The 26404-nt window shown below is 72.2% G+C and carries 23 protein-coding genes and 1 riboswitch; of the genes, 12 read left to right on the top strand and 11 right to left on the bottom strand.

Features of this window, described 5'->3' with window-relative positions:
- Window positions 1–36: 36 nt before the first annotated feature.
- The 3 genes from ABZ822_RS04090 to glgX form a co-directional block, all read right to left on the bottom strand.
- On the bottom strand, window positions 37–1938 hold the full coding sequence (locus tag ABZ822_RS04090) for an ABC transporter ATP-binding protein (protein ID WP_360846475.1): 1902 nt from the start codon (window positions 1936–1938) through the stop codon (window positions 37–39).
- Window positions 1935–4148 (bottom strand): ABC transporter ATP-binding protein, encoded by a 2214-nt coding sequence (locus tag ABZ822_RS04095; RefSeq protein ID WP_360846477.1) that lies wholly within the window; start codon window positions 4146–4148, stop codon window positions 1935–1937. Before ABZ822_RS04095 ends, ABZ822_RS04090 begins: the two co-directional genes overlap by 4 nt.
- 113 nt (window positions 4149–4261) lie before the next feature.
- On the bottom strand, window positions 4262–6589 hold the full coding sequence (glgX, locus tag ABZ822_RS04100) for a glycogen debranching protein GlgX (protein ID WP_360846479.1): 2328 nt from the start codon (window positions 6587–6589) through the stop codon (window positions 4262–4264).
- A 168-nt stretch (window positions 6590–6757) separates the two neighbouring features.
- Between glgX and ABZ822_RS04105 the strand changes: the two genes are divergently transcribed.
- From ABZ822_RS04105 to ABZ822_RS04125, 5 genes are all read left to right on the top strand, one after another.
- Window positions 6758–7948 (top strand): Ig-like domain-containing protein, encoded by a 1191-nt coding sequence (locus tag ABZ822_RS04105; protein WP_360846481.1) that lies wholly within the window; start codon window positions 6758–6760, stop codon window positions 7946–7948.
- A gap of 245 nt (window positions 7949–8193) precedes the next feature.
- Window positions 8194–9432: an Ig-like domain-containing protein gene (locus ABZ822_RS04110; RefSeq protein ID WP_360846483.1), complete on the top strand. Its 1239-nt coding sequence runs from the start codon at window positions 8194–8196 to the stop codon at window positions 9430–9432.
- A gap of 162 nt (window positions 9433–9594) precedes the next feature.
- Window positions 9595–10362: an enoyl-CoA hydratase-related protein gene (locus ABZ822_RS04115; protein WP_360846485.1), complete on the top strand. Its 768-nt coding sequence runs from the start codon at window positions 9595–9597 to the stop codon at window positions 10360–10362.
- Between the two features lie 266 nt (window positions 10363–10628).
- Entirely contained in the window at window positions 10629–11132 is a 504-nt protein-coding gene (locus tag ABZ822_RS04120) for an ATP-binding protein (RefSeq protein WP_360846487.1), read from the top strand.
- A gap of 94 nt (window positions 11133–11226) precedes the next feature.
- Window positions 11227–12417, top strand: coding sequence for a YncE family protein (locus tag ABZ822_RS04125; RefSeq protein ID WP_360846489.1), 1191 nt, complete (start codon window positions 11227–11229; stop codon window positions 12415–12417).
- A 244-nt stretch (window positions 12418–12661) separates the two neighbouring features.
- Here the strand turns inward: ABZ822_RS04125 and ABZ822_RS04130 are convergent, their stop codons facing one another.
- Window positions 12662–13303 carry a GNAT family N-acetyltransferase gene (locus ABZ822_RS04130; RefSeq protein WP_360846491.1) on the bottom strand — a complete coding sequence of 214 codons (642 nt, stop codon included), beginning with the start codon at window positions 13301–13303 and terminating at the stop codon, window positions 12662–12664.
- Window positions 13304–13408: 105 nt separating this feature from the next.
- Between ABZ822_RS04130 and ABZ822_RS04135 the strand changes: the two genes are divergently transcribed.
- On the top strand, window positions 13409–13621 hold the full coding sequence (locus tag ABZ822_RS04135; RefSeq protein WP_360846493.1) for an EF-hand domain-containing protein: 213 nt from the start codon (window positions 13409–13411) through the stop codon (window positions 13619–13621).
- A 30-nt stretch (window positions 13622–13651) separates the two neighbouring features.
- Here the strand turns inward: ABZ822_RS04135 and ABZ822_RS04140 are convergent, their stop codons facing one another.
- Window positions 13652–13960 carry a hypothetical protein gene (locus ABZ822_RS04140; protein ID WP_360846495.1) on the bottom strand — a complete coding sequence of 103 codons (309 nt, stop codon included), beginning with the start codon at window positions 13958–13960 and terminating at the stop codon, window positions 13652–13654.
- A gap of 232 nt (window positions 13961–14192) precedes the next feature.
- Between ABZ822_RS04140 and ABZ822_RS04145 the strand changes: the two genes are divergently transcribed.
- Window positions 14193–15371: a hypothetical protein gene (locus tag ABZ822_RS04145; RefSeq protein WP_360846497.1), complete on the top strand. Its 1179-nt coding sequence runs from the start codon at window positions 14193–14195 to the stop codon at window positions 15369–15371.
- 52 nt (window positions 15372–15423) lie between these two features.
- On the opposite strand, the gene ABZ822_RS04150 is transcribed toward ABZ822_RS04145, so the two are convergent.
- Both ABZ822_RS04150 and ABZ822_RS04155 read right to left on the bottom strand, forming a co-directional pair.
- Window positions 15424–15921, bottom strand: coding sequence for an SRPBCC family protein (locus ABZ822_RS04150; protein WP_360846499.1), 498 nt, complete (start codon window positions 15919–15921; stop codon window positions 15424–15426).
- A 205-nt stretch (window positions 15922–16126) separates the two neighbouring features.
- A complete protein-coding gene (locus ABZ822_RS04155; RefSeq protein WP_360846501.1) occupies window positions 16127–16909 on the bottom strand; it encodes a class I SAM-dependent methyltransferase in 783 nt (260 codons plus the stop codon).
- A gap of 208 nt (window positions 16910–17117) precedes the next feature.
- On the opposite strand from ABZ822_RS04155, the gene ABZ822_RS04160 reads away from it, so the two are divergent.
- From ABZ822_RS04160 to ABZ822_RS04175, 4 genes are all read left to right on the top strand, one after another.
- Entirely contained in the window at window positions 17118–17486 is a 369-nt protein-coding gene (locus ABZ822_RS04160) for a YciI family protein (RefSeq protein WP_360846503.1), read from the top strand.
- Between the two features lie 83 nt (window positions 17487–17569).
- Window positions 17570–18856 carry an RNA polymerase sigma factor gene (locus tag ABZ822_RS04165; protein WP_360846505.1) on the top strand — a complete coding sequence of 429 codons (1287 nt, stop codon included), beginning with the start codon at window positions 17570–17572 and terminating at the stop codon, window positions 18854–18856.
- A 159-nt stretch (window positions 18857–19015) separates the two neighbouring features.
- Window positions 19016–19441 (top strand): hypothetical protein, encoded by a 426-nt coding sequence (locus ABZ822_RS04170; RefSeq protein WP_360846506.1) that lies wholly within the window; start codon window positions 19016–19018, stop codon window positions 19439–19441.
- A 353-nt stretch (window positions 19442–19794) separates the two neighbouring features.
- Window positions 19795–20571, top strand: coding sequence for a GNAT family N-acetyltransferase (locus ABZ822_RS04175; RefSeq protein ID WP_360846508.1), 777 nt, complete (start codon window positions 19795–19797; stop codon window positions 20569–20571).
- Window positions 20572–20725: 154 nt separating this feature from the next.
- Here ABZ822_RS04175 and ABZ822_RS04180 read toward each other — a convergent pair whose 3' ends face one another.
- From ABZ822_RS04180 to gcvT, 4 genes are all read right to left on the bottom strand, one after another.
- A complete protein-coding gene (locus tag ABZ822_RS04180; RefSeq protein WP_360846510.1) occupies window positions 20726–22123 on the bottom strand; it encodes an L-serine ammonia-lyase in 1398 nt (465 codons plus the stop codon).
- Window positions 22124–22271: 148 nt separating this feature from the next.
- Window positions 22272–23537, bottom strand: a complete 1266-nt coding sequence (gene glyA, locus ABZ822_RS04185; RefSeq protein ID WP_360847047.1) for a serine hydroxymethyltransferase — start codon at window positions 23535–23537, stop codon at window positions 22272–22274.
- Window positions 23538–23570: 33 nt separating this feature from the next.
- Window positions 23571–23951, bottom strand: coding sequence for a glycine cleavage system protein GcvH (gcvH, locus tag ABZ822_RS04190; RefSeq protein WP_360846512.1), 381 nt, complete (start codon window positions 23949–23951; stop codon window positions 23571–23573).
- 103 nt (window positions 23952–24054) lie between these two features.
- The gene (gcvT, locus tag ABZ822_RS04195) at window positions 24055–25176 is read right to left on the bottom strand and encodes a glycine cleavage system aminomethyltransferase GcvT (protein ID WP_360846514.1); all 1122 of its coding nucleotides are present in this window, start codon (window positions 25174–25176) and stop codon (window positions 24055–24057) included.
- A 165-nt stretch (window positions 25177–25341) separates the two neighbouring features.
- Window positions 25342–25448: riboswitch (glycine riboswitch) on the bottom strand.
- A 328-nt stretch (window positions 25449–25776) separates the two neighbouring features.
- Between gcvT and ABZ822_RS04200 the strand changes: the two genes are divergently transcribed.
- A complete protein-coding gene (locus ABZ822_RS04200; protein ID WP_360847050.1) occupies window positions 25777–26382 on the top strand; it encodes an AAA family ATPase in 606 nt (201 codons plus the stop codon).
- Window positions 26383–26404: the final 22 nt, after the last annotated feature.

Genomic DNA, 26404 nt, shown 5'->3' on the forward strand with positions numbered 1-26404 from the left:
CCGCTATACGAACGCGCTCCGGCGTGCCCCGGCGCGTCACACGAGACTGTCCCGCCATGCCTGATGGAGCGAGGCGAAGGCGCCCCGGCCCGCGATGAGTTCGGCGGGTGAACCGTCCTCGGTGACCCGGCCGCCGGCCATCACCAGCACCCGGTCGGCGATCTCCACGGTCGACAGCCGGTGGGCGATGACCACCGCCGTACGGTCGCGCAGCACGGTGTGCATAGCCCGCTGCACACCCCGCTCACCAGGGATGTCGAGCGAGGAGGTGGCCTCGTCCAGGATCAGCACGCCCGGGTCGGCGAGCAGCGCGCGGGCGAAGGCCACCAACTGGCGCTGGCCCGCCGAGATCCTGCCACCGCGCTTGCGCACATCCGTGTCGTAGCCGTCCGGAAGCGCGGCGATGAAGTCATGGGCGCCGATCGCCTTCGCCGCGTGCTCGATCTCCTCGCGGCTCGCGTCGGGGCGGCCGAGCGCGATGTTGTCGGCCACCGTGCCGGAGAAGAGAAACGCCTCCTGCGTCACCATCACGACACCGCGGCGCAGTTCCGGACCGGCCAGGTCCTTCAGATCCACCCCGTCGAGCAGGATGCGGCCCGCCGTGGGGTCGTAGAAACGGGCCAGCAGCTTCGCCAGAGTCGACTTGCCCGCACCGGTCGAGCCCACCACGGCGGTCGTCTGCCCGGCGGGGAGCGTCAGATCGAAGCGCGGCAGCACCTCGCCGCCCGTGCGGTACGCGAAGCTCACGCCCTCGAAGACCACATCACGCCCGGGCCGGCCGGATTCCCGCGCGGGCAGCGGCTTCGGCTCGGACGGTTCGGGCACGGACGGGGTCTGGGCGAGCAGCCCCGCGATCTTCTCCAGGGACGCTGCCGCGGACTGGTAGGAGTTGAGGAACATCCCCAGCCGGTCGATCGGGTCGTAGAGCCGCCGCAGATACAGCGCGGACGCGGCGAGCACACCGAGGGCAAGGCCGCCGCCCGCAACCCGGTACGCGCCCCACATCACGATCGCGGCGAGGACGACGTTCGCGACGAGGCGCGAGGAGACCACATAGCGGGCCATCTCCAGGATCGCGTCGCCGTTCACCCGCTCGTGGCGGTGGTTGAGCCCGTGGAACTCCGCGTCGTTGGCGCGCTCCCGGCGGAACGCCTGCACCGGTCGGATGCCGTTCATCGTCTCCGCGAACTTCACGATCACCGCGGCGATGGCCGTGGACCGCTTGCGGTAGATGACCATCGACCGCCGCTGGAACGAGCGGATGAGGAGATACAGCGGCCAGAAGGAGAGCACAGCGGCGCCGCCCAGCCCCCAGTCGAGATACAGCAGCAGGGCGGAGATGTAGACGACCGACAGACAGACGCCGAGCAGTTCCTCCAGTCCCTCGGTGAGCAGTTCGCGCAGCGACTCGACGTCCGTGGTGGCGCGGGAGATCAGGCGCCCCGAGGTGTAACGCTCGTGGAAGTCCACGCTCAGGGCCTGGGCATGGCGGAAGATCCTGCCTCTCAGGTCCAGCAGTACGTCCTGGCTGATCCGGGCCGAGGCCCGGATGAAGGCGTACTGGAGCACGCCGGAAGCGAGCGCGCACAGGAGGTACGCGGCGCCGACCGCGGCCAGCGGGCCGTGGTCGTCCGCACGGAGCGCCGGCACCGCGCGGTCGATGGCCAGCGCGATCAGCAGCGGACCCGCCTGCATCGCGGCCTGCTGCAGCAGCAGGAGCACGGACGCCACCCAGACCCCGGTCCGGTGCGGCCGGAGCAGGGACAGCAGCAGTGTGCCGGACGCCCCCTTGGGCGCGGGAAGGACGTCCTGGTCGAACGCGTCACCGGAGGGCGGCGCTTCGGCGGCGGGCCGGTCCTCGGGGGACGGGGGAGCGCCGGCGTCGAGCCCTCCGCCACCGCCGTCGGGTGCGGGCTGTCCGGACACGGCGGTCGTCATCGGGAGGCTCCCCCGTCGGTGGTGGTCGGATCCGGTGTGCCGGCGGCTGCGAGGCCGGGCGGGCGGTGCGCGTCCGGTGGGTCCTGCGATGCCGTGACGAGACCGGATCCGGGCTCCTGCCCGTCCCCTTCCCCGGTCTCGCCCGACATCAGCGAGCGGTACTCCGCACTGGCGCGCAGGAGTTCGTGGTGGGTGCCGACCGCGGCGATCCGCCCTTCCGAGAGCAGCGCCACGCGGTCGGCGAGCATGACCGTGGACGGCCGGTGGGCGACGACGAGCGCGGTGGTGGTCGCCAGCACCTGGCGCAGCGCGGCCTCCACCAGCGCCTCGGTGTGCACGTCCAGCGCGGACAGCGGGTCGTCGAGGACGAGGAAGCGCGGGCTGCCGACCACCGCGCGGGCCAGCGCCAGCCGTTGCCGCTGCCCGCCGGACAGGCTCAGACCCTGCTCGCCCACCTGCGTGTCCGCGCCCTGCGGGAGCGCATGGACGAACTCCGCCTGGCTCACCTCCAGGGCCCGCAGCAACGCGTCCTGGCCGACGCCGTCCGCGCCCATCAGGACGTTCTCGCCGGCGGTCGCCGAGAAGAGCGTCGGCTCCTCGAAGGCGACGGCGACGAGTTCGCGCAGCCGGGCGCGCGGCATGGTGGCGACGTCGGCGCCGTCGAGGGTGATCCGGCCGCCGGTCGCATTGTGGAGGCGGGGGACGAGCGCGGTGAGCGTGGTCTTGCCCGAGCCGGTGGCACCGACCAGAGCCATGGTCTCGCCGGTGCGGATGTGCAGGTCCACCCCGCGCAGTGTCGCGGAGGACTCGGCGGGCGCGTCGGGATAGCGGAACTCGACCTGGACGAACCGGAGTCCGTCGGCGTCCGCACCGTCCGTTCCCGCCGCTCCCGGCGCGGTGACGGAGATCCGGTCAGGCTCCGGTCCGGGCGTGTCCGTACGCTCCGGCCCCGGTACGCGGGTGTGCGTACGCCCCGGCTTCGCCCCGCCCGCCTCCGTACGCCCCGGCTTCGCCCCGCCCGCCTCCGTACGCCCTGGCTTCGCCCCGCCCGCCTCCGTACGCTCCGCCTCCGCGTGGCCCGCGTCCGTGCGCTCCGGCTCCGCGCAGCCGGTACAGGCCGCCGCCTCCGGGGCGTCCGTCTGCGGCGGCGCGTCCATGACCTCGAAGTACCGCTCCGTGGCGGTCGCGGACTCCTGGCTCATCGCGAGCAGGAAGCCGATCGACTCCACCGGCCAGCGCAGCGCCAGCGCCGTCGACAGGAACGCCACCAGCGTCCCGGCCGAGAGCCCGCCGTCGGCGACCTGCACCGTGCCGAGGACCAGCGCCGCGGCGACGGCGATCTCCGGGATCGTGAGGATGAACGCCCAGATCGCCGCCAGCAGCCGGGCCTTGTGCAGCTCCGTACCGCGCACCCGCTCCGACAGGACCCGGTACGCCCGGGCCTGGCTGCGGTGGCGGCCGAAGCCCTTGATGATGCGGATGCCGAGAACGGACTCCTCCACCACCGTCGTGAGGTCGCCGAGCTGGTCCTGCGCCCGGCGCGCGGCCACCGAGTAGCGCGCCTCGAACCACGAGCACAGGACCAGCAGCGGTACGACGGGAGCGAGCAGCACCATCCCGAGGGTCCACTCCTGGACGAGCAGGACGGCGAACCCGACCAGGATCGTGGTCGAGTTGACGAGGAGGAACGTCAGCGGGAAGGCCAGGAACATCCGCAGGAGCTGCAGGTCCGTGGTGGCCCGGGAGAGGAGCTGGCCCGACGCCCACCGGTCGTGGAAGGAGACCGGGAGCCGCTGCAGATGGTGGTAGAGGTCGGCGCGCATCGCCGCCTCGACCCCGGCGAGCGGACGCGCCACGAGCCATCGCCGCAACCCGAACAGCGACGCCTCCGCGATCCCGAGGAACAGCAGGAACGCGCCCCCGAGCCAGACGCCGCCCGGGTCGCGCCCGGCCACGGGCCCGTCCACCAGCCATTTGAGCACGAGGGGGATGACGAGGCCGAGGCACGAGGCGACGATCGCCACGCACGCCGCGGTGAACAGCCGCACCCGCACCGGCCGCACGTACGGCCACAGGCGCAGCAGCGAGCGCACGGTGGAGCGCTCCGCGGCGGCCCCGGGCCGCTCGGCACGTGCCGGAGCGGCCGACGGGTCGGCGGGATCGTGCGCTTCATCAGGGACGGGCGGCTGGGACTCTCGGCTCTCAGGCATCAGGAGCGAGACTACGGTTCGCCACTGACAGCCCTCATCCGGATTTTTCGCGCACGACCCGGGACGGCCTCCCGCCGCGGCCCCGCCCCCAGGGTCCCTCGCGCCGGCCCCGCTCACACCGGGCCCGGCGCCTCCCCGGTGACCTTCAGCAGCAGCATCGACCGTTCCGGCAGCGGCAGTTCGCTGCCTGCCGCGTGGCGCGTGCCCGGCGGTGCGGACTGATCCTCCCGGCCCGTGTCCACCAGCAGCTCGTACTCGCTCGCCCACGGCGGCCCCGGGAGCGTGAAGGACCCGGCCTCGGGGTCGGCGTGCAGCAGGACGAGGAAGCTGTCGTCCACCACCGGTGCCCCGCTCTCGTCGCGCTGCGGGATGTCGCGGCCGGAGAGGTACATCCCCACGGTGGCCGTCGGCGCGTACCAGTCAGCCTCCGTCATCTCCTCGCCCCGCGCCGTGAACCACGCAAGATCCCGCAGCCCGTCCGGCCGCTGCGGCCGCCCGGAGAAGAAGGCGCCGCGGCGCAGCACCGGATGCCGGTGGCGCAAGGCGGTCAGCCGGGAGACGAGATCGGTCAGCGGGCGCCAGGCGGGGTCGTCCCGCAGCGACCAGTCGACCCAGCCGGTCTCGTTGTCCTGGCAGTACGCGTTGTTGTTGCCGCCCTGGGTCCGGCCCATCTCGTCGCCCGCGACCAGCATCGGCACCCCGGTCGACAGCAGCAGCGTGCTGAGCAGGTTGCGGAGCTGGCGCCGTCGCAGCGCGAGCACGGACGGTTCGTCCGTCGCGCCCTCGGCGCCGCAGTTCCAGGAGCGGTTGTCGTCGGTGCCGTCGCGGTTGCTCTCGCCGTTGCCCTCGTTGTGCTTGTGGTCGTAGCTGACGAGGTCGCGCAGGGTGAAGCCGTCGTGCGCGGTGACGAAGTTGACCGAGGCGTACGGGCGCCGGCCGCCCCAGGCGTAGAGGTCGCTGGAGCCGGACAGCCGGTAGCCCAGGTCCCGTATGTCCGGCAGCGCACCGCGCCAGAAGTCCCGTACGGCGTCCCGGTAGCGGTCGTTCCACTCCGTCCACAGCGGAGGGAAGGCGCCGACCTGGTAGCCGCCCGCGCCGACGTCCCACGGCTCGGCGATCAGCTTCACCCGGCGGAGCACCGGGTCCTGGGCGATGACCGCAAGAAAAGGGGAGAGCATGTCGACGTCGTGGAGGGAGCGGGCCAGCGCCGCCGCCAGGTCGAAGCGGAATCCGTCGACACCCATCTCCGTCACCCAGTAGCGCAGCGAATCGGTGATCAGCCGGAGGACGGCGGGCTGGACGACATGGAGGGTGTTGCCGCAGCCGGTGTAGTCGGCGTAGCGGCGCGGGTCGCCCTGGAGCCGGTAGTAGCCGCGGTTGTCGATGCCGCGCAGGGACAGCATGGGGCCGAGTTCGCCCGCCTCCGCCGTGTGGTTGTAGACCACGTCGAGGATCACCTCGATCCCCGCGTCGTGCAGGGCCCGCACCATCCGCCGGAACTCGCCGACCTGCTCACCGCGCGTGCCCGACGCGGCGTACGCGGCGTGCGGGGCGAAGTAGCCGACGGAGTTGTAGCCCCAGTAGTTCTTCAGGCCGCGGCGCAGCAGATGGTCCTCGTGCGCGAACTGGTGCACAGGCAGCAGCTCGACGGCCGTGACCCCGAGCCGGGTGAGGTGCTCGATCGCGGCGGGGTGCGCCAGGCCCGCGTACGTGCCGCGCAGCTCGGGCGGGATGCCGGGGTGGCGCATGGTGAAGCCGCGGACGTGCAGTTCGTAGATGACGGAGTCGGCCCACGGCGTCTTGGGCCGCCGGTCGTCCGCCCACTCGTCGCCGGGCACGTCGTCGTGCACGACCACGCCCTTGGGCACGTACGGTGCCGAGTCGCGGTCGTCGCGCACGGTGTCGGCGACGTGCTGCTCCGGCCAGTCCCGCACATGCCCGTACACCTCGGCGGGGAGGGTGAACTCCCCGTCGACGGCCCGGGCGTACGGGTCGAGCAGCAGCTTGGCCGGGTTCCAGCGCGCGCCCGCCCAGGGGTCCCAGCGGCCGTGGACGCGGAAGCCGTACCGCGTACCGGGGAGCGCGCCGGGCACGAAGCCGTGCCAGATCTCGTGCGTCAGCTCGCCCAGCGACCAGCGGGTCTCCGTGCCGTCCTCGTCGAAGAGACAGACGTCCACGGCCTCGGCCCCGCCCGCCCACAGCGCGAAGTTGGTGCCGGGCACGCCGTCGGAGCCGACCCGGAAGCGGGCCCCGAGCGGCTGAGGGCTGCCTGGCCGCGCGGGCCGCACGGGGCCGGTGGAGCGGGGGCCGGTCCCGTCCGGCGCGGGCCCGGGAACCGCTCCGGTCCCGGGGCCGGGCCCCGGTGGCGCGACGCGGTGCCCGTTCGGCTCCGCGGTGGTGGCCCGCTCCCGCAGGTGCTCCTGCTCGGGTGCGCTCGACACGTGGCAGCCTCCTGCGGCTCGCGGCAGATCGAGCGGTGGCCCGCGGCGTCCCTTCCGCGGGCCCCGACCTCTGGTTGTTCCCATTCCTGCCCGTTCGAGACCCGGCCCTCACGTTTCCCTCACCGGGGGAAGATCGTTGGGATCCGCGTGAAGTGGGAAGCGAGGCGCGTGTGGCGCGCACGGGCGAGGTACGCGGTCGCCCTGACGGTGGCGGCTCTGGCGGGATGCGGCAGCGTGCCGGAGATCGGGCTGCCGGGCCCGCCGCTGCCACCCGAACAGGCCATCCAGGTCGCCCCGGTGCACGGCGCCCGCGGCGTGCGGTCGTCGGAACCGCTCGTGGTGTCCGTGGCCGACGGCCGCCTGGAGCGGGTCCGGGTCGTACGGGCCGGGGACGTGCGGCGGCAACCGCTCGCCGGACGGCTGAGCGCGGACGGGCTGCGGTGGCGGCCGGTCGACGACGCCGTCCTCGAAGTGGCCAGCAAGTACCGGGTGGACGCGGTGGCCGTCGACCGTCACGGCCGCCGTATCGCGCGCCACACCTCGTTCACCACCGTCGTGCCCGAGCACCGCTTCATCGGCTTCTTCCGCCCCGAGCACGGCGCGGTCGTCGGCGCGGGCATGATCGTGTCCTTCGACTTCGACCGGCCCATCGCCGACCGCGCCGCCGTCGAGCGCGCCATCAAGGTCACCTCGCGGCCCCGGGTGAAGGTCGTCGGCCACTGGTTCGGTGACCGGAGGCTGGACTTCCGGCCGCGTACGTACTGGGAGCCCGGCAGTGAGGTCGCCGTCCGGATCCGGCTGCGCGGCGTCAAGGCGGCCCCGGGGGCCTACGGGATCCAGCACAAGACGACCCGCTTCACCGTCGCGCGGCGGCAGGTGAGCATCGTCGACGCCGCCGCGTACACGATGACCGTGTACCGCGACCACCGGGTGCTGGCCACGCTGCCGGTCACCGCCGGCGCACCCGGCACCCCCACCTACAACGGCAGGATGGTGGTGATGGCGCGGCACGCGATGACCCGGATGGACGGCTCGACGGTGGGATTCGGCGGCGAGTACGACATCCCGGACGTGCCGCACGCACTGCGGCTGACCACCTCCGGCACCTTTCTGCACGGCAACTACTGGGCGCCGCGGGCGACGTTCGGGGCGGTCAACACCAGCCACGGGTGCATCGGGCTGCACGACGTCCAGGGCGGCGCCGCGTCCACGCCGGCCCGCTGGTTCTTCGACAACTCCCTCGTGGGGGACGTCGTGCAGGTGGTGAACAGCACGGACCGCACGGTCGCCCCGCACAACGGCCTCGGCGGCTGGAATCTCTCCTGGGCGCAGTGGCGGGAGGGTTCCGCCCTGAGCTGACCCGCGACGGACGGGCCGCGTCCGCTTCTCCTCCGCTCCCGCTCCGTCCCGGTCTCCTCATGCCGCCGCACCCGGCACTACTCAGGGACCGCCAATACCCCGCACTTGGGACTGATCCGTGACATTCGCGGGGATCTCTCTGTGAAGGCTGTGTGGTTATCTAACGACGTGCGCGCTGGTCGTTGCGCGCCGGGGGATATACGGCTCGGGCCGTGCCAGCAGCCCGCGCGAGGGGAGAACCAACAGTGAACGTGCAGCCGATATCGGGGGCGCCGTCGGGACGGCGGAGTCGGCGCAGGGCCGGCACCTTGCTCGCCGCGATGACCGGAGCCATGCTGCTCGCGGTCACCGCGTGCGGCGGCGGTGACGGGTCCGATGCGGGGGACGACGGGGGAGGGGTCGACACCAAGGCCTCGGAGGCCGTCGTCAAGATCGCCCCGAAGGACGGCGCCGACGACGTGATGACCAACGGCGCCCTCAAGGTCACGGCGGACAAGGGCAGGTTGACCTCCGTCAAGGTCAAGGACTCCAAGGGCAACAAGATCCCCGGGAAGATCGCCGGGGACGGGTCCCGCTGGGAGCCGACCGGTCACCTGGGTTCGGGCACCGAGTACACGGTGGACGCGGTCGCGAAGGACTCCGAGGGCCGGGAGTCCGCCAAGCACGCGAGCTTCACCACCTTCGTCCCCGAGAACACGTTCATCGGCTACTTCACTCCGGAGAACGGCGAGACCGTCGGCGCGGGCATGCCTGTCTCCATCCGCTTCAGCCGGGGCATCACCGAGCCCGAGGCCGTCGAGCGGGCCGTCAAGGTCACGGCCGAGCCGTCGGTGCCGATCGAGGGCCACTGGTTCGGCAACGACCGGCTGGACTTCCGCCCCGAGAAGTACTGGGCCAAGGGCACCAAGGTGAAGCTGCAGCTGAACCTCGACGGTGTCGAGGGCCGGCCCGGTGTCTACGGCAAGCAGGCGAAGACCGTGGAGTTCACCGTCGGCCGCAGCCAGGTCAGCACCGTCGACGCCAAGGCCAAGAAGATGACGGTCGAGCGCGACGGCAAGGTGATCAAGACGATCCCGATCACGGCGGGCGCCCCGGCGAACCCCACCTACAACGGCGAGATGGTGATCAGCGAGAAGCACAAGGTGACCCGGATGAACGGTGACACCGTGGGCTTCGGCGGCGAGTACGACATCAAGGACGTGCCGCACGCGATGCGGCTGAGCACCTCCGGCACCTTCATCCACGGCAACTACTGGGCCGGCGGGCCCACGTTCGGCAGCGCCAACGTCAGCCACGGCTGTGTCGGTCTGCAGGACGTGCGGGGAGCCGGTGACAAGTCCACCCCGGCCGCCTGGTTCTACGACAACTCGATGATCGGCGACGTGGTCGTCGTGAAGAACTCCAAGGACAAGCAGATCCAGCCCGACAACGGCCTCAACGGCTGGAACATGGACTGGGACGAGTGGAAGGCCCCGCAGCAGTAGAGCGGTGGATCAGTGACGCGAGCCGCACCCGGCCGGCCCCGGCGCGGCTCGCGCCACGTCGAGCACGGGGCCCGGGCGGCCGCCGAGCGGCAGCGCGGAGACCGTGGCGGACGGGGCCGGGGGGTGGTGGCCCCCTGGCCCGTGAAAGCTAACCTTCCCCCCATGACTGCGCATCTTGAGGTCTCCGAAGGAGTCGGCACCATCCGGCTCGACCGTCCGCCGATGAACGCCCTCGACATCGCCACCCAGGACCGCCTGCGCGAACTCGCCGAGGAGGCGACGCGCCGCGACGACGTACGCGCCGTGATCCTCTGGGGCGGCGAGAAGGTGTTCGCGGCCGGCGCGGACATCAAGGAGATGCAGGACATGGACCACGCCGCCATGGTGGCCAGGTCCCGCGGCCTGCAGGACTCCTTCACCGCCATCGCCCGCATCCCCAAGCCGGTCGTCGCGGCCGTCACCGGCTATGCCCTCGGCGGCGGTTGCGAACTGGCGCTGTGTGCCGACATCCGTATCGCGGCCGACAACGCCAAGCTGGGCCAGCCCGAGATCCTGCTCGGCCTGATCCCGGGTGCCGGCGGCACGCAGCGCCTCCCGCGCCTGGTCGGCCCGTCGAAGGCGAAGGACCTGATCTTCACCGGACGCCAGGTGAAGGCCGACGAGGCGCTCGCCATCGGCCTGGTGGACAAGGTCGTCCCCGCGGCCGAGGTGTACGAGGCGGCGCACGCCTGGGCCTCCCGCCTCGCGCAGGGCCCCGCCATCGCGCTCCGGGCCGCCAAGGAGTCCGTCGACACGGGCCTGGAGGCGGACATCGACACCGGGCTGGCGATCGAACGGAACTGGTTCGCGGGGCTGTTCGCCACCGAGGACCGCGAGACGGGCATGCGCAGCTTCGTCGAGGACGGCCCGGGCAAGGCCAAGTTCCGCTGATCCTGGTCGAGTTGGGGACCGGGCGGCGCTGTCGCCCGGCCCCCCGTGCGGGCGAATCCCGGAAAAAAATCCAGCGGGCGGCATCGGGTCTGTGTCAACGCTCGGCGACCATGCGCATGCGGAACGTCATCGCAGGTCAGGCTGGCAGATTGGGCTGCGGGCTGCCGTCGGCATATGACGGTGGCTGGTGCGGAATGCGATATTCCGCCAAATGCAATTGCACGGTTCCCGCTACGAGCGGTCCGACGGGCCGTCATGATGGGGGCATGGCGGGCCTGGAGGAGATGGAGCAGCCGCGGCCGCGCAGCGGCGCTGCCGCCGCGCGATGGGTGCCCTGCGTCGAGGACGAGCAGGCACTCGAGGCGGTCGACCTGTTCGGCAATCCGGCGGTCGAGGAGGTGCGATTGCCCTCGCGGCCGGAGTCCGCGGCAACGGCCCGCCGGCTGGCGCAGACGGTCGTCCTCCGCCAGTGGGGCCTCTCCGCCCAGATGGCCGAGCACACGATCCTCCTCGTCTCCGAACTCGTCGGCAACGCCGTACGGCACACCGGAGCCCGCACCTTCGGCCTGCGGATGCTGCGCCGCCGCGGATGGATCCGCATCGAGGTCCGGGACCCCTCGCGCGGCCTTCCCTGCCTGATGCCGGTGCACGAACTCGACACCAGCGGGCGCGGCCTGTTCCTCGTGGACAAGCTCTCCGACCGCTGGGGCGTGGACCTCTTACCCAGGGGCAAGACGACCTGGTTCGAAATGCGCGTCACCGACCGCTGACCGCCGGATCCCCCTCCGCCCCTCCGAAGACACGTCGGACCGTCAAACGGGTCAATAGCGGGATTGATCCCCCCTCGGGCCTTTCAATGGCCGCGTGAGATCCACCGCCGCCCGCGCCGCCGCCCCCTTCGCCGCCGCCGCTCTCCTCGCCGTCGTCCCCGGATGCGCGTCCTCCACCGAGGACCGCGGTCGTGCCGTCCAGAGCCACGGCGCGCCCTCGAAGCCGCCGGGCAGTTCCCCGAGCACCGCCCCCGTGGGTCTCCCCGGTATGCCGCCGGTGCTCGACAGCGAGGACATCTACGCCGCCGACCGCCCGAACCGGCTGTCCCCGGTCGTGAAGGACTTCCCCTCCCGGGTGTACGTCCCCAACACCACGTCCAACACGGTCACCGTCATCGACCCGAAGAAGTACGAGGTCCTGAAGACCATCAAGGTGGGCATCCAGCCCCAGCACGTGGTCCCGTCCTGGGACCTCAAGACGCTCTGGGTCAACAACAACCGCGGCCACACGCTCACGCCCATCGACCCCCGCACGGGCAAGGCGGGCAAGCCGGTCGACGTGCACGACCCGTACAACCTCTACTTCACGCCCAACGGCAAGTACGCGGTCGTCATGGCATCCCTGGACCGCGAGCTGGTCTTCCGCGACCCGCACACCATGGAGGTGAAGAAGACCGTCCCCGTCTCCTGCTACGGGGTCAACCACGCCGACTTCTCGCCCGACGGCCGGTACTTCATCGTCTCCTGCGAGTTCTCCGCCGAACTCCTCAAGGTCGACACCGAGAAGATGAAGGTCGTCGGCCAGCAGAAGCTCCCCTTCCGGGGCGCCATGCCGCAGGACGTGAAGATCTCGCCGGACGGCCGGACCTGGTACGTCGCCGACATGATGGCTCACGGCGTCTGGGTACTGAACGGCGACAGGTTCACCAAGCCGAAGCTGATGCGCACCGGCCGCGGAGCCCACGGCCTCTACGTCAGCCGCGACTCGAAATCCATGTACATCTCCAACCGCGGCGAGGGCACGATCTCCGTCTTCGACTTCCCGAGCAACAAACTGAAGAAGAAGTGGCGGCTGCCCGACGGCGGCAGTCCCGACATGGGCGGCGTCTCGGCGGACGGCAAGGTGCTGTGGCTCTCCGGCCGTTACGACGACGAGGTGTACGCGATCGACACCCGGACGGGCAAGCAGCGGGCCCGCATCGAGGTGGGAGGCGGCCCGCACGGGCTGGCCGTCTACCCGCAGCCGGGCCGCTACTCGCTCGGCCACACCGGCGTCTTCCGCTGATCCCTGGGCCGCTGCCTCGGGGCGCCGTCCCGCCGTCGGGCCGCGGGTGGGGAAAACTCGGTGGAGCCGCCCGGCGCCCGTCCTTACAGTCGTAGCGCCGCCCCGGGTCCGCCGGTGTACGGGGGTCACCGGCGGACCCGGGGTTTCCCGGTTCCCAGGACCTCGCCCGTTCCGTGTTCGCCGGTGCTCGCGGGCGTGAAGGCACCGCGATCGGCGACTGACCGTGCTCCGGGGAGCCGGGCCGTCAGGCGGCGACCAGCAGCGCCTCGGCCCCGACCGGGCGGTACCCGGCCGCCTGGAACGCCCGCACACTCGCGGCGTTGCCCGGAGCCTGCTGCGCCCACAACGCCGCGCCCTCCGGGACGAGATGGCGCGCCGCCAGGGCCAGCGCCCGGCCGGTCCCCTTGCCGCGGGCGGCCGGGTCCACCTCGATCGCGGCCTCCCAGCGCCCGGCGACGCCCCGTCCCAGCACGACGACGCCGGCCTCGCCCGCCCAGATCCGTACGTCGTCACGGAACGCGCGCGCCCGGGTGACGCGGGGGTGGTCCGGGTCCTCGATCGGCGTCAGGGGGACGGGCGGTTCGCCGGGGAGCGGCTCGGCGACGGTCAGCAGATCGATGTTGTTGACGATCCGGCCCGTTCGGTCGGTGAGCGCGGTCAGGAAAGGAGGGCAGAGCGCCGCGGACAGCGGGTCGCCAGGCACCTCGCGCAGCCGCCCCCGTACCCACTCCGGCTCCTCGTCCGTGAAGATCACCGCGTGGGCGGTGAAGGAGAGCACCCCGGCGTCGCGGGGGTTGGGCTGCGGGAGCACGGTGGCCGAGCCGTCGGCCGGCGGGAAGACCCCGCGTGCCGCGTCCGCGAGCAGGGCTGCGAGCGCATCACTCATGACAGGACGATAGCCGCACGTCTGTACGGAGGGGTGAGCCGGTACTGTGTCCCCGTTTGGCAGGCACCTGTCGTGACCGGCAGGAAAGATCGAAGGGGTGGACCAGTGGCCGACATCGAGGCTGCGCGGCGGGCGTTCGAGCGGTACGACCTGAACCAGGACGGACTGATCTCGGCGAGCGAGTACAAGAGCGTCATGGCCCAGCTCGGCGACCCGTACGTGACGGAGACCGTCGCACAGGCCGTGATCAACAGCGCCGACTCCGACGGCGACGGCCTGCTCTCCTTCGACGAGTTCTGGGCCACCCAGCAGGCCTGAACACCGCCCGCCGCCGTCCGGCGAGCGGTGTCAGCGGAGTCCGTGCCGCTGGGTGGCGGCTCGGCGTCTGCGGTCGTTGCACAGCAGGCACTTGCCGTAGCCCGGCGGCAGCGGGTCCTCCGGATCGCCGTGCAGCGGATCGACGGCGCCGCGCGGATGCTCGGGGCATCCCGTGGCGCCGACCGCGGAGGAGAGCGTGCCGGCGGCGGCCAGGGCGCGCCTCAGCGCGTCGACGAGCGCGTCTGCCTGTCCGCTCGACGGGTCCGACTCGAGGCCGAACGCGATGTCCGACGCGGTGGCCAGCGCGTTGCGCAGTTCCAGTAGATCGGCGTGGCTCATGCCCGGAGCGTAGGCGGCGGCACCGACATCCCCGTCCGTACGGGGCGGGGCACGCCACCGGTGGCGCCGAGACGGGAACGGTCGGTGCCGGACCGTCCCGCGACCCGTATCAGCAGGTCACCCGGGCGTCGTCAGAACTGAGCAAGACAACGCCAAGTCGGCGCCGCAGTGTTGTCGGTCCCGCGCTGCAGCATGACTCGCGACAGGACCCGTCGGAACCGAGGAGCGGGTCATGACCGTGAGGGCGGAACTCGTGCGCACAGTGCTGGACGGCGAAGTGGACGTCTCCTACAGCCAGATCTACGTCCTGAGCGAGGAGGCGCCCGACTTCGGCGGCATGGACGACACCTTCGGCGGACAGAGCAACGGACTCTGCGGCGCAGCCTGGCCCGGCGCGCTGTGGCTGTTCACCGGCCTCAAGTACGGCTTGGTCGGATTCCGGGTGGAAGTGCACGACGAGCGCCCGGAACCGGACGACGCCTGGGAGGAGATCGTCGAGGCGTCGTTCCGCCCCCAGGGGCGCGCCTCGCTGGAGGAGTGGGGCGGCGGGGACTCCTGGGACCTCGGCCTGGCCGACGCGGACTACCGCGTCCGGTACTCGGCTTGCGGGATGGACCGGGCGAGCGACGAGGACACCCGGGACGACGGCGAGCCCGTGATCGACCGGTATCTGCTGCAGTTCTGGCCCTGCCCCCCGGAGCCGGACCAGGTGGTCAAGTGCACCGCCGAGAGCGCCGCCTACTGGCACTCGGAGGTCGGCGAGCTGCCGCCCCCGACCCTGCCCGACCCGGTGGAGGCGGCCCGGTGGAAGGCCGAGGCGGAGGCCTGGGAGGCGGAACGGATACCGACCGTGACCGTCCCCGAGGCCGACCACTGGGGAGGGACCCTGCCCAGCCCGGCACTGCGGGAACTGGTCGGCGGCGCCCGCGAGATGGCCATGGCGGAGCGGGAGCTCGCCGAGGCGCTTGCCGCCGAGAGCCCGCAGCGCCGGCGGAAGATCGCTGCCTGGGTGGCGCGCCGCGCGTACGAGGAGATCGGGCTCGCCGAACTGGACTGGGTGGCACCTGCGTTGACCGCGGTGGAGCAAGGCGAGCCGCTCCCCTCGCCGTTCCATGTGGTGGGACTGGCCTGGCATCGGCTCCGGTCCGAACCAGGAGTGCCGGACAGTGTCCGGGCGATGGCGCGGGCGGGAATCGACGAGGACTCGCCGATGAGCAAGGCCGTGTCGACGCTCTTCGCCGCGGCTCAGCCCGACCCGTTGTGGGCGGCGTTGGCGACCCTCTACACGGGCATCGAAGCGTTCGGCGCGGAGCGCCGATTCATGGTGGACGAGGTCAAGGCGCAACTGGGCCTCGACTTCAGCAGCGATCGCGGACCTCGCACCACGGCCGAGGACGCTCCTGGGTCCTAGGGGCACCGCGCATCCCGGCGGGGCCGGAGTGCCCGGCTCCGCCGGGGATGCCTCAGGAGGTGCCCGGCTCCTGTCCTGCGCCGGGTGCGGGGCGCTCCACATGGGCGGCGACGTCCGCGAGATCCTGCTCGATCGCCTTCGTCACCGCCTTGGTGCCGAGCCCGCCGAAGACCTTCATCAGCATCCCCGCGAAGCCTCCCGGCGGCGTGGCTGAGAAGGTCATCCGCACGGTCGTCCCGCCCCCGGCGTCAGGCTCGGGGGCCAGGTCGAACTCCGAGACGTAGTGCGCGCCGTGGGACTCGGACTCGACGACGCAGCGCGAGAGCTCCTCGCACGCCGTCACGTACATCTCCTCGGTCGCCGTCCGCCCCAGCATCCGCCGCGTTTCCCGCCACCGCGTCCCCTCGGTGAACGGTCCGGGCGTGAGCACCTCGACGCTCTGCACGCCGCTCAGCACGCGCGGCGCCGACTCCAGGTCCGTGAGCGCGTGCCACACCTGGTCGACCGGGGCCTCGATCCGCCGCTCGACGACTACCTGCGACTCAGTCATGATCTCTCCCGGTGACGGACCGTGATCACGTGTCCGGCCAGTCCTCCCCTCACCCTGGCACCGACCGCAAGGCCCCGCTAGTCGGCGGGGAACGGCGGGATCCCGCCACCCCTCGGGGCGGCCCGGTAGCCGCCGTACGGGTGACGGGTGACGGGTGACGGGTGACGGGCGACGGGCGGCGGCGGACGATCCGTCCGGTCGGTCCCTACGGGTGCGTGACCCGGATCTTCGACTGGCCGTGCGGCTTCCGCTCCCAGTCCTCCATCAGCCGCGCCGCCAGGCCGTGCCGCTCGGCCATGGCGACCAGGGTCTCGGTCCGGTAGTAGAAGTCCTCGCGGAGGACGTGGTGCTCCGCGCCCTCGGTGCGGTCGAAGGTGAAGTCGAAGAATCCGTCCGGAGCCAGGACCCGGCCGACGTGGGCCAGACACTGGTCGATGACGTCCGGCGGCGAGTGCGAGAAGACGCTGTGCGCGTGCACCACCGAGAACCAGCCACTGGGCAGGAAGTCCAGGGTGAGGTCGGTGGCCAGCGTGAGATGCGGCAGCTTGTCCTGCAGATTCCGCCGGACCAGGGTCCGCTGCGCCTCGAGAAGGATGTCCGGCGAGATGTCGATGCCGTAGTAGTTCCCGGGTTCGAGGTGGTCGATGAAGCGCCACCCGGCGCGCAGGTTCCCGCAGCCGATCTCCAGCATGCGGTCCTGCGGCTTCAGCCCGTGCTCGGTGAGGTAGTCGAACTGCATCTGCCCGAGCGCCATCCAGCGCTCCCGCGTCGCGCTGCCCACCGCTCCCTCGGGGCTGCGCGCCGTGTCCGAGGCCATGACGGCGCGGTAGTACGCGATGTGGTCGCGGTGCCGTGCCCGGAGCCAGGCGTCGCGCGCGGCCCGGCGCACATGCGCGGGTATGCGCCGCGGATGGCGCACCGCGTAGCTCACCTTGTGGGCGAGGCGGGAGCGGTTCCGGCTCTGCCTCGGCGCGGATATCTCGGGCATGCGGCCTCCGTGGGTCGGAGTGGCTGGCCCCCTGGGGAGCGTAACCGAGTGGCGAAAAATCTGCCCTCGCCGTGTCGATCCGCGGGCCGCCCGATCGATGTGTTGGTAGTGGAAGGGTCCGGGCGCCGTGAACCGGTACCGGTCCGGCCCTGGGCCCCGAAGCCGCACGGCGGACACAGCGACGAGGAGAGGACGAGGAGAGACAGCCATGCGCTTCATGACGATGATCAGGATCGACGAGAACGCCGGGCCCGAGGGCGGCCCGTCACCCGAGCTGATGGAGGAGATGGGCACGCTCCTCGAGGAGATGACCAAGGCCGGAGTGCTGCTCGACACCGCCGGCCTGCGGCCCACCGCCGAGGGGAGCCGGGTGCACTGGTCCCACGGCAAGGAGAGCGTGACCGACGGGCCGTTCACCGAGACCAAAGAGGTGATCGGCGGCTATGCCCTCCTTCAGGTGAGGTCGAAGGAGGAGGCCGTCGAGTGGTCCCGGCGCTTCGCGCGCATCCACGGGGAGGACTGGGAGCTGACCCTGGAGGTCCGGCAGGTCGAGGAGCCGCCGGGGGAGGGGGCCTGACGGGTCCGCGGTAGGACGGCTCGTACACCGCCCGTACGGGGGTGAGCCTGCGGCCGGGGCCGACCCGGCCGTAGGCTCGGGGCGTGGCCGAGACCGGTACGGACGATGCCCGGCGGGCGATCGACGCCGTCTGGAGGATCGAGTCGGCGCGGCTCATCGCCGGGCTCACCCGCATCGTGCGCGACGTCGGCATCGCCGAGGAGCTGGCGCAGGACGCGCTGGTCGCGGCGCTCGAACAGTGGCCGGGGGCCGGTGTCCCGCGCAATCCGGGCGCCTGGCTCATGGCCACCGCCAAACACCGCGCCATCGACCTGCTGCGCCGCAACGAACGGTTCGCGCGGAAGATCCAACTCCTCGGCCACGAGCTGGAGATCGAGCAGCGGCTGTCCGAACCCACCGCCGACGCGGCCCTCGGAGACGAGATCGAGGACGACCTGCTGCGCCTGGTCTTCACCGCCTGCCACCCCGTCCTGTCCCGCGACGCGCGCGTCGCCCTCACGCTGCGCCTGCTGGGCGGGCTGACGACCGAGGAGATCGCGCGGGCGTTCCTCGTCGCGGAGCCGACGGTCGCCCAGCGCATCGTGCGCGCCAAGCGCACGCTCTCCCGCCGCCACGTCCCGTTCGAGGTCCCCGAGGGTCCCGGACTCGGCGAACGCCTGGCCTCGGTGCTGGAGGTCGTCTACCTCGTCTTCAACGAGGGGTACGCGGCCACCGCCGGCGACGACTGGATGCGCCCCGCCCTGTGCGAGGAAGCGCTGCGCCTCGGCCGCGTCCTCGCCGGTCTGATGCCGGACGAGCCCGAAGTGCACGGTCTGGTCGCGCTGATGGAGATCCAGGCGTCGCGCTCGGCGGCCAGGACAGGTCCGTCGGGCGAGCCCGTCCTCCTGCTCGACCAGGACCGTTCGCGCTGGGACCACCTGCTGGTCCGCCGCGGCTTCGCCGCCCTCGCCCGCGCGAACGAACTCGGCGGCGCGCCCGGCCCGTACACCCTCCAGGCGGCCATCGCAGCCTGCCACGCGCGTGCCCTGACCGCCGACGCGACGGACTGGGCGCGGATCGCCGTGCTCTACGAGGCGCTGGCCGACCGCACACCGTCCCCCGTGGTGGAGCTCAACCGGGCGGTCGCGGTCGCCATGGCGCACGGTCCGGCACAGGGGCTCGAGCTCGTGGACGCCCTGGCCGCGGACGGCTCCCTACGGGGCTACCACCTGCTGTCGAGCGTCCGCGGCGACCTGCTCGCCCGCCTCGGCCGCACGGAGGAGGCGAGGGCGGAGCTGGAGCGCGCGGCGGCGCTCACCCGTAACGCCCCCGAGCGGACTCTGCTGCTGGAGCGGGCGGCAGCGCTGGGTGAGGCCTACCGGCCAGGGTGATTCCGATCAACTTCCCTTCGCTGTAAGGGTGCTGATACGGAATCAGGCAGCGTGGCGGCCGGGGTGGAACAGGCCGGCCAGGTCGCGGAAGGCGTCCGCCGGATCGCGGTCCCCCAGCGTCCGCTCCAGATTGCCGCTCAGCCACAGAATGGCGAACCCGTGCGCGATCGACCACGCGCCCAGCCCCGTGCGCTCGGCCTCGCCCGCGTCCAGGTCTCCCGGGAGGCCCGCGCGTGCCTCGACCCCACCGAGGCGCTGGTCTCCTTCGCCGCGGTGGGAGCCGCACCCGAGGAGGCGTTCGCGAGCCGCGGCTGGAGCGAGGAGGAGTGGGCGGCGGCGCGGGAGCGGCTGGTCACGCGCGGCTGGCTGGACGTGCAGGGCGGTGCGACGGAACGCGGGCGCGCGGGCCGCGAGGAGGTCGAGCGCCGACCGGACGAACTGGCCGCCGCGCCCTGGCGGACGCTCGCGCCGCAGGACGCCGGCACGCTCGCGCGGCTGACGATGCCGGTGGTGCAGGCGGTCGTCGCCTCCGGCATGCTGCCCGCGCAGAACACGCTGGGGATCGGCGCCGCGGGTACGCGGTGAGCGGGGAGCCTGCTCGTGGACCGGCACGGTGCCGCCGCGCCGGTGCCTGCTGCGGCGAACGGCCGCCGGGCCGGGGCACATCCGCTCGCCGCGAGCGCGTTGCCGTGCCGTGGACCGCCTGCTCCGGGTGAGCCTGCGGTCGCAGGCACCGGCACGGTGCCGCCGTGTCCTGATGCGCATCGGCCGGTGCGGCCGTGTCCTGGTGCGCGGTCGTGCGTCGGCACGCGCGGGGTGCGGGTCCGCGGTCCGGCGTCCTGACCTCCCCGGCACCATCGCGAAGGCCGCCCGCCTTGCCGGCGGCACGGCACGGAATTCGGTTGCCGCACCGCTCCGCCCGGCGCTGCAATGACGCCATGGACCGCGATGCCGTACTCACCCGCTTCGACCGCCAGATGCGCCAGGACGTGCGCCCCGACGGGCCGGACGCCCGCGTCGAGCGCTCGGGCGCGGTCGTCCGTCGGGTGGGCGCCGAGGACGACTGGAGCGCCGTCCTCTGGTCGTCTCTGGACGAGGCGACCGCGGACGCCGAGATCGCGGAGCAGGTGCGCTACTTTTCCTCGCTGGGCCGCGAGTTCGAGTGGAAGCTGTACGGATACGACGGGCCGCACGACCTCGGCGCCCGCCTGCGTGCGGCGGGTTTCGTGCCCGAGCCCGAGGAGACGCTGATGGTCGCCGAGACCGCCGGTCTGCGGACCGACGCCGAACCGCCGCCGGGCATCCGGCTGTGCCCGGTGACGGACGCGGCGGGCGTGGACCTCGTCGTCCAGGTGCACGAGACGGTGTTCGGCAAGAGCCACGCCTTCCTCCGCAAGCAGCTCCTGGACCAACTCGCCCACGATCCGGACGCGGTGAGCGTCGTCGTCGCCATGGCGGGCGAGCTGCCGGTCTGCTCGGCGCGGATGGAGCTGTACGCGGGCACGGACTTCGCGGGCCTCTGGGGCGGCGGCACACTGCCCGCCTGGCGGGGCCGCGGCATCTACCGTGCCCTGGTCGCCCACCGCGCCCGTATCGCCGCCGCGCGCGGATTCCGCTACCTCCAGGTCGACGCCTCGGACGACAGCCGCCCCATCCTTCGGCGCATCGGCTTCGTCCCGCTGACGACCACGACGCCGTACGTGCACGGGGCCTGAGTGCCCCGATGACGTGACGGCGTGATGGCGGCCCGAATTCCGGTGGCCAGCCACTGATCGGGTCTCTTGCCTGGCCTTGGGCGGACGGAAACGGGGGCCGCGCCCCGTCGGCGCGGCCCCCGTCGTTCGCGAAAGGGACTGAAGGATCGTTCCCTCAGCACTCGATGACGTTCACCGCGAGTCCGCCCCGCGCCGTCTCCTTGTACTTGACCTTCATGTCCGCGCCCGTCTGCTTCATCGTCTTGATGACCTTGTCGAGCGAGACATGGTGACGGCCGTCGCCGCGCAGCGCCATGCGGGCCGCCGTGACCGCCTTGACCGCCGCCATGCCGTTGCGCTCGATGCACGGGATCTGGACCAGGCCGCCGACCGGATCGCAGGTCAGGCCGAGGTTGTGCTCCATGCCGATCTCCGCGGCGTTCTCGACCTGTTCGGCCGAGCCGCCCAGGACCTCCGCCAGGCCGCCGGCCGCCATCGAGCAGGCCGAGCCGACCTCGCCCTGGCAGCCGACTTCCGCGCCGGAGATCGAGGCGTTCTCCTTGAAGAGCATGCCGATCGCGCCCGCGGCGAGGAGGAAGCGGATCACGCCGTCCTCCTCGTCCTTCGCCGTGCCGCCGCCCGGCACGAAGTTGACGTAGTAGTGCAGCACCGCCGGGATGATGCCGGCCGCGCCGTTCGTCGGGGCGGTCACCACACGGCCGCCGGCCGCGTTCTCCTCGTTGACCGCCATCGCGTAGAGCGTCACCCACTCCATGGCCCGCGCCGCCGGGTCGCCCTCGGCGCGGAGCTGGCGAGCCGAATTGGCCGCGCGGCGGCGGACCTTGAGGCCGCCGGGGAGGATGCCCTCCTGCGAGAGGCCGCGCGCCACGCAGGACTGCATGACGGACCAGATCTCCAGCAGACCCTCGCGGATCTCCTCCTCCGTGCGCCAGGCCTTCTCGTTCTCCAGCATCAGCGCGGAGATGGACAGCCCGGTCTCCTGGGCGAGGCGCAGCAGCTCGTCACCCGTGCGGAACGGGTACTTGAGCACGGTGTCGTCGAGCTTGATGCGGTCCTCGCCGACCGCGTCCTCGTCGACGACGAAGCCGCCGCCCACCGAGTAGTACGTCTTCTCCAGCAGCGGCAGGCCCTCGGAGTCGTACGCGAAGAGAGTCATGCCGTTGGCGTGGTACGGCAGGGAGCGGCGGCGGTGCAGGACGAGCTGCGTCCGCTCGTCGAAGTCGATCTCGTGGGCCGAGCCGATCTCGTCACCGAGCAGGCGGAGCCGCTTGGTGGTGCGGATGCGCTCCACCTCGTCGTCGGCGCTCGCCACGTCGACCGTGCGCGGGGAGTGGCCTTCGAGACCGAGCAGGACGGCCTTCGGCGTCCCGTGGCCGTGGCCGGTCGCGCCGAGGGAGCCGAAGAGCTCGGCGCGTACGGAGGCGGTCTGGGTCAGCAGGCCGTCCTTCTTCAGGCGGCCCACGAACATGCGGGCCGCGCGCATCGGACCCACCGTGTGGGAACTGGATGGCCCAATTCCGATGGAGAACAGGTCGAATACGGAGATGGCCACGGGCGGGCTCCCTTGCGTGCTCGTGGGGCGTGCTGGTGGTGGCGGGGGCGCCGGGACCGGCGCCCCCGCTGTCTGCCGGTCCGCCCGCCGCGGCGGGCGGACCGGTCGTGCTTCCGTGCTGTGCTGTTGTCGGCCGCTGCGCGGCCGGTTACTTGCCGAGGTCCGGGTACAGCGGGTGCTTCTCAGCCAGCGCGGTCACCCGCGCCTTCAGCGCCTCGGCGTCGTACGACGGCTTCAGCGCCTCGGCGATGATGTCCGCGACCTCGGTGAAGTCCTCGGTCCCGAAACCGCGCGTGGCCAGCGCCGGGGTGCCGATCCGCAGGCCCGAGGTCACCATCGGCGGCCGCGGGTCGTTCGGGATGGCGTTGCGGTTGACGGTGATGCCGACCTCGTGGAGCCGGTCTTCCGCCTGCTGCCCGTCCAGCTCGGAATTACGCAGATCCACCAGGACGAGGTGGACATCCGTGCCACCGGAGAGGACCGAGACGCCCACCTCCGCCGCGTCCGGGCGGGACAGCCGCTCGGCGAGGAGCTTCGCGCCCTCCAGGGTGCGCTGCTGGCGCTCCTTGAACTCCTCGCTCGCGGCGACCTTGAAGGACACCGCCTTCGCCGCGATCACATGCTCCAGCGGGCCACCCTGCTGACCGGGGAAGACCGCCGAGTTGATCTTCTTGGCCAGCTCGGCCGTGGAGAGGATCACACCGCCGCGCGGGCCGCCCAGCGTCTTGTGGGTGGTCGTGGTGACGATGTGGGCGTGCGGTACGGGGTTGGGGTGCAGCCCCGCGGCGACCAGGCCCGCGAAGTGCGCCATGTCCACCATGAGGTACGCGCCGACCTCGTCCGCGATCCGCCGGAAGGCGGCGAAGTCGAGCTGCCGCGGGTACGCCGACCAGCCCGCGATGATCAGCTTCGGCCGGTGCTCCTTGGCGAGGCGCTCGACCTGGTCCATGTCGACCTGCCCGGTCTGCTCGTCGACGTGGTAGGCGGCCACGTTGTAGAGCTTGCCGGAGAAGTTGATCTTCATGCCGTGGGTGAGGTGCCCGCCGTGGGCGAGGTTCAGGCCGAGGATCGTGTCACCGGGGGAGAGCAGGGCGAACATCGCGGCCGCGTTGGCCTGGGCGCCCGAGTGGGGCTGGACGTTCGCGTGCTCGGCGCCGAACAGCGCCTTGATCCGCTCGATCGCGAGCCGCTCGACGACGTCGACGTGCTCACAGCCGCCGTAGTAGCGGCGGCCGGGGTAGCCCTCGGCGTACTTGTTGGTGAGGACCGAGCCCTGGGCCTCGAGGACGGCGACCGGAGCGAAGTTCTCCGAGGCGATCATCTCGAGGGTGGACTGCTGACGGTGGAGCTCCGCGTCGACAGCGGCGGCGACGTCCGGGTCGAGCTCGTGCAGGGACTGGTTGAGAAGCGACATCGTGATCCCCATCAGGATGGTGCGGGCGTGGGTTCAGTTGCCGGTGAAGGCGGTGTATTCGTCGGCGGAGAGCAGGTCGGCGGGCTCGTCGCCCACCTTCACCTTGAACAGCCAGCCGCCCTCGAAGGGGGCGGAGTTCACCAGCGCCGGGTCGTCCACGACGTCCTGGTTGACCGCCGTGATCTCGCCGGAGACCGGGGCGTACAGGTCGCTGACGGACTTGGTCGACTCCAGCTCGCCGCAGGACTCGCCCGCGGAGACGGTGTCGCCGACCTCCGGGAGCTGGACGAAGACGACGTCACCGAGGGCGTCGGCGGCGTGCGAGGTGATGCCCACGGTGGACACCCCGTCCTCGTCGGCCGCGGTGAGCCACTCGTGCTCCTTGCTGTAACGCAGCTCTTGGGGGTTGCTCATGATGTGAATTCTCCTGGATCGGGGTGCGTGCTCGGTTCGCGGTCTTGACAGGTGGGACGGGTGTGACGCATCCGGCGCCCCCACGGACGGGGCGTGACGGGGGTCAGCGCTGCCGCTTGTAGAAGGGGAGCGCCACGACCTCGTACGCCTCGTGGCTGCCGCGGATGTCCACCGCGACGCCCGCCGTGCCCGGCTCGGCGTGAGCGGCGTCCACGTACGCGATGGCGACCGGCTTGCCGAGGGTGGGGGAGGGGGCGCCCGAGGTGACCTCGCCGATCACCGTGCCGTCGCCGGCCGCCACCACGGTGTAGCCCGCGCGCGGGACCCGGCGGCCCTCGGCGATCAGCCCCACGAGCTTGCGCGGCGGGCTGGCCTCCGCGCGCTTCGCCGCCTCCTCCAGCGCCGCGCGCCCGACGAAGTCGCCCTCCTTCTCGAACTTCACGACCCGGCCGAGACCCGCGTCGAACGGCGTGGTCGCGGTGGTCAGCTCGTGCCCGTACAGCGGCATGCCCGCCTCCAGGCGCAGGGTGTCCCGGCAGGAGAGGCCGCACGGCACCAGGCCGGCGGGCGAGCCCGCCTCGGTCAGGGCCTGCCAGACGGTCTCGGCGTCCCCGGGCGCGACGAACAGCTCGAAGCCGTCCTCGCCGGTGTAGCCGGTGCGGGCGATGAGGGCCTGCACGCCGGCGACGGTGCCGGGCAGGCCCGCGTAGTACTTGAGCCCGTCGAGATCGGCGTCGGTCAGGGACTTCAGGATGCCGGAGGACTCCGGGCCCTGGACGGCGATGAGGGCGTAGGCCTCGCGGTCGTCGCGCACCTCGGTGTCGAAGCCCGCGGCCCGCTCGGTGAGGGCGTCCAGGACGACCTGGGCATTGGAGGCGTTGGCGACGACCATGAACCTCTCGTCGGCGAGGCGGTAGACGATCAGGTCGTCCAGGATGCCGCCCTCGGCGTTGCAGATCATGGTGTAGCGCGCGCGGCCCACGGCCAGCTTGCCGATGTTGCCGACCAGCGCGTGGTCGAGCGCGTCGGCGGCCTGCGGACCGGTCAGGGTGATCTCGCCCATGTGGGAGAGGTCGAAGAGGCCCGCGCGGCTGCGGACGGCGAGGTGCTCGTCGCGCTCACTGCCGTAGCGCAGCGGCATGTCCCAGCCGGCGAAGTCGGTCATCGTGGCGCCGAGCGCGCGGTGCAGCGCGTCGAGGGCGGTACGGCGTGGGGATTCGGTCATGTTTCAGGCTCCCGGGCAGGGGTGGCGAGGCTGATGTCATAGGGAACACAGCCTCCCCATCTGTCATCGGAACCTGAGAGGTTCGCCACGACCCTCATCACGCATCAGGGCTACGGCTTGCACCTTGGGTGGGGCCGCCGGGGGCGGCCCGCTTTTCAGATGTGCCTAATCCGCGCGGTACGGGGCCTGAGAGATTCAAGGGAGGACTTGCTCCTTCGGCGCCCCGGCGCCCGGCACGACTGCCGGTCCGGGGACTCTCCCGCGCGGGATCGAACGGCCGGTATGGAGTTGGCGCGGACATCATTGCACGACTGTCCGATGTTCGGGCGGCCCGGTGGCGAGGTATCGAGCTTGTACCGCATTACCGTTTCTTGACACTCTGCTCCGGTGGGGCGCAGTGACCGACCAACGGGGAGGACGATCACGGTGCACAGGGACAGTGCGTACGCGACTTCGGCCAAGGCGGCGCCGGGAGACACCCCGGGCGGGGGGACCGGTGAGACGCGCACCCGGGTCGTGCCCGGAGCGACGCGCCCCGGCCGCGGGGAGGCGGCCGCTCCCCGCACCGTGCCCGAGGTGGTCCGGCCCGGGCGGGGGAAGGTGACCGATCTGCGCGACGCCGGGGACGGGAGCGCGCCGGCGACTGTGCCCGCAGGGGAGCTCCGCTATCCGGCCGGTGACGTGCTCGTCGTCTCCGGGCTGCCGGGCAGCGGCAAGAGCACTCTGATCAAACGGGCCGTCGCGGGCCCGGACCAGCGGGGCCGGCGCGTGCGGCGGGTGGATTCCCAGGACGTACGCGACCGCTGGCAGCGGGCGGTGCCCGCCGCCGTCCCGTACGCGCTGTACCGCCCGTTGGTACGGATCGCGCACTACGCCGGTCTGCACAGCGCTCTCCGCTCGGGCGACAGCGTCGTCGTCCACGACTGCGGCACGCTCGCGTGGGTGCGCCGCTGGCTGGCGTACGACGCACGCCGCCGGGGCAGGTCGCTCCACATGGCGCTGCTGGACGTTCCGCCGGAGATCGCCCTGGAGGGGCAGACGGCACGGGGGCGCGGTGTCTCGCAGTACGCCTTCGCCCGCCACCGCCGCGCCGTGGGGAGCCTGGTCGCGGACGCGGAGGGCGGGCGGCTTCCGGACGGATGCGCCTCGGCCGTGCTGCTCGACCGAAGATCCGCGCGTGCCCTGCGGCGCATCGGATTCGAGTAGCCGGGACGCCGGTTCGGCACCG

Source organism: Streptomyces sp. NPDC047108 (assembly GCF_040643575.1).
Lineage (GTDB): Bacteria > Actinomycetota > Actinomycetes > Streptomycetales > Streptomycetaceae > Streptomyces.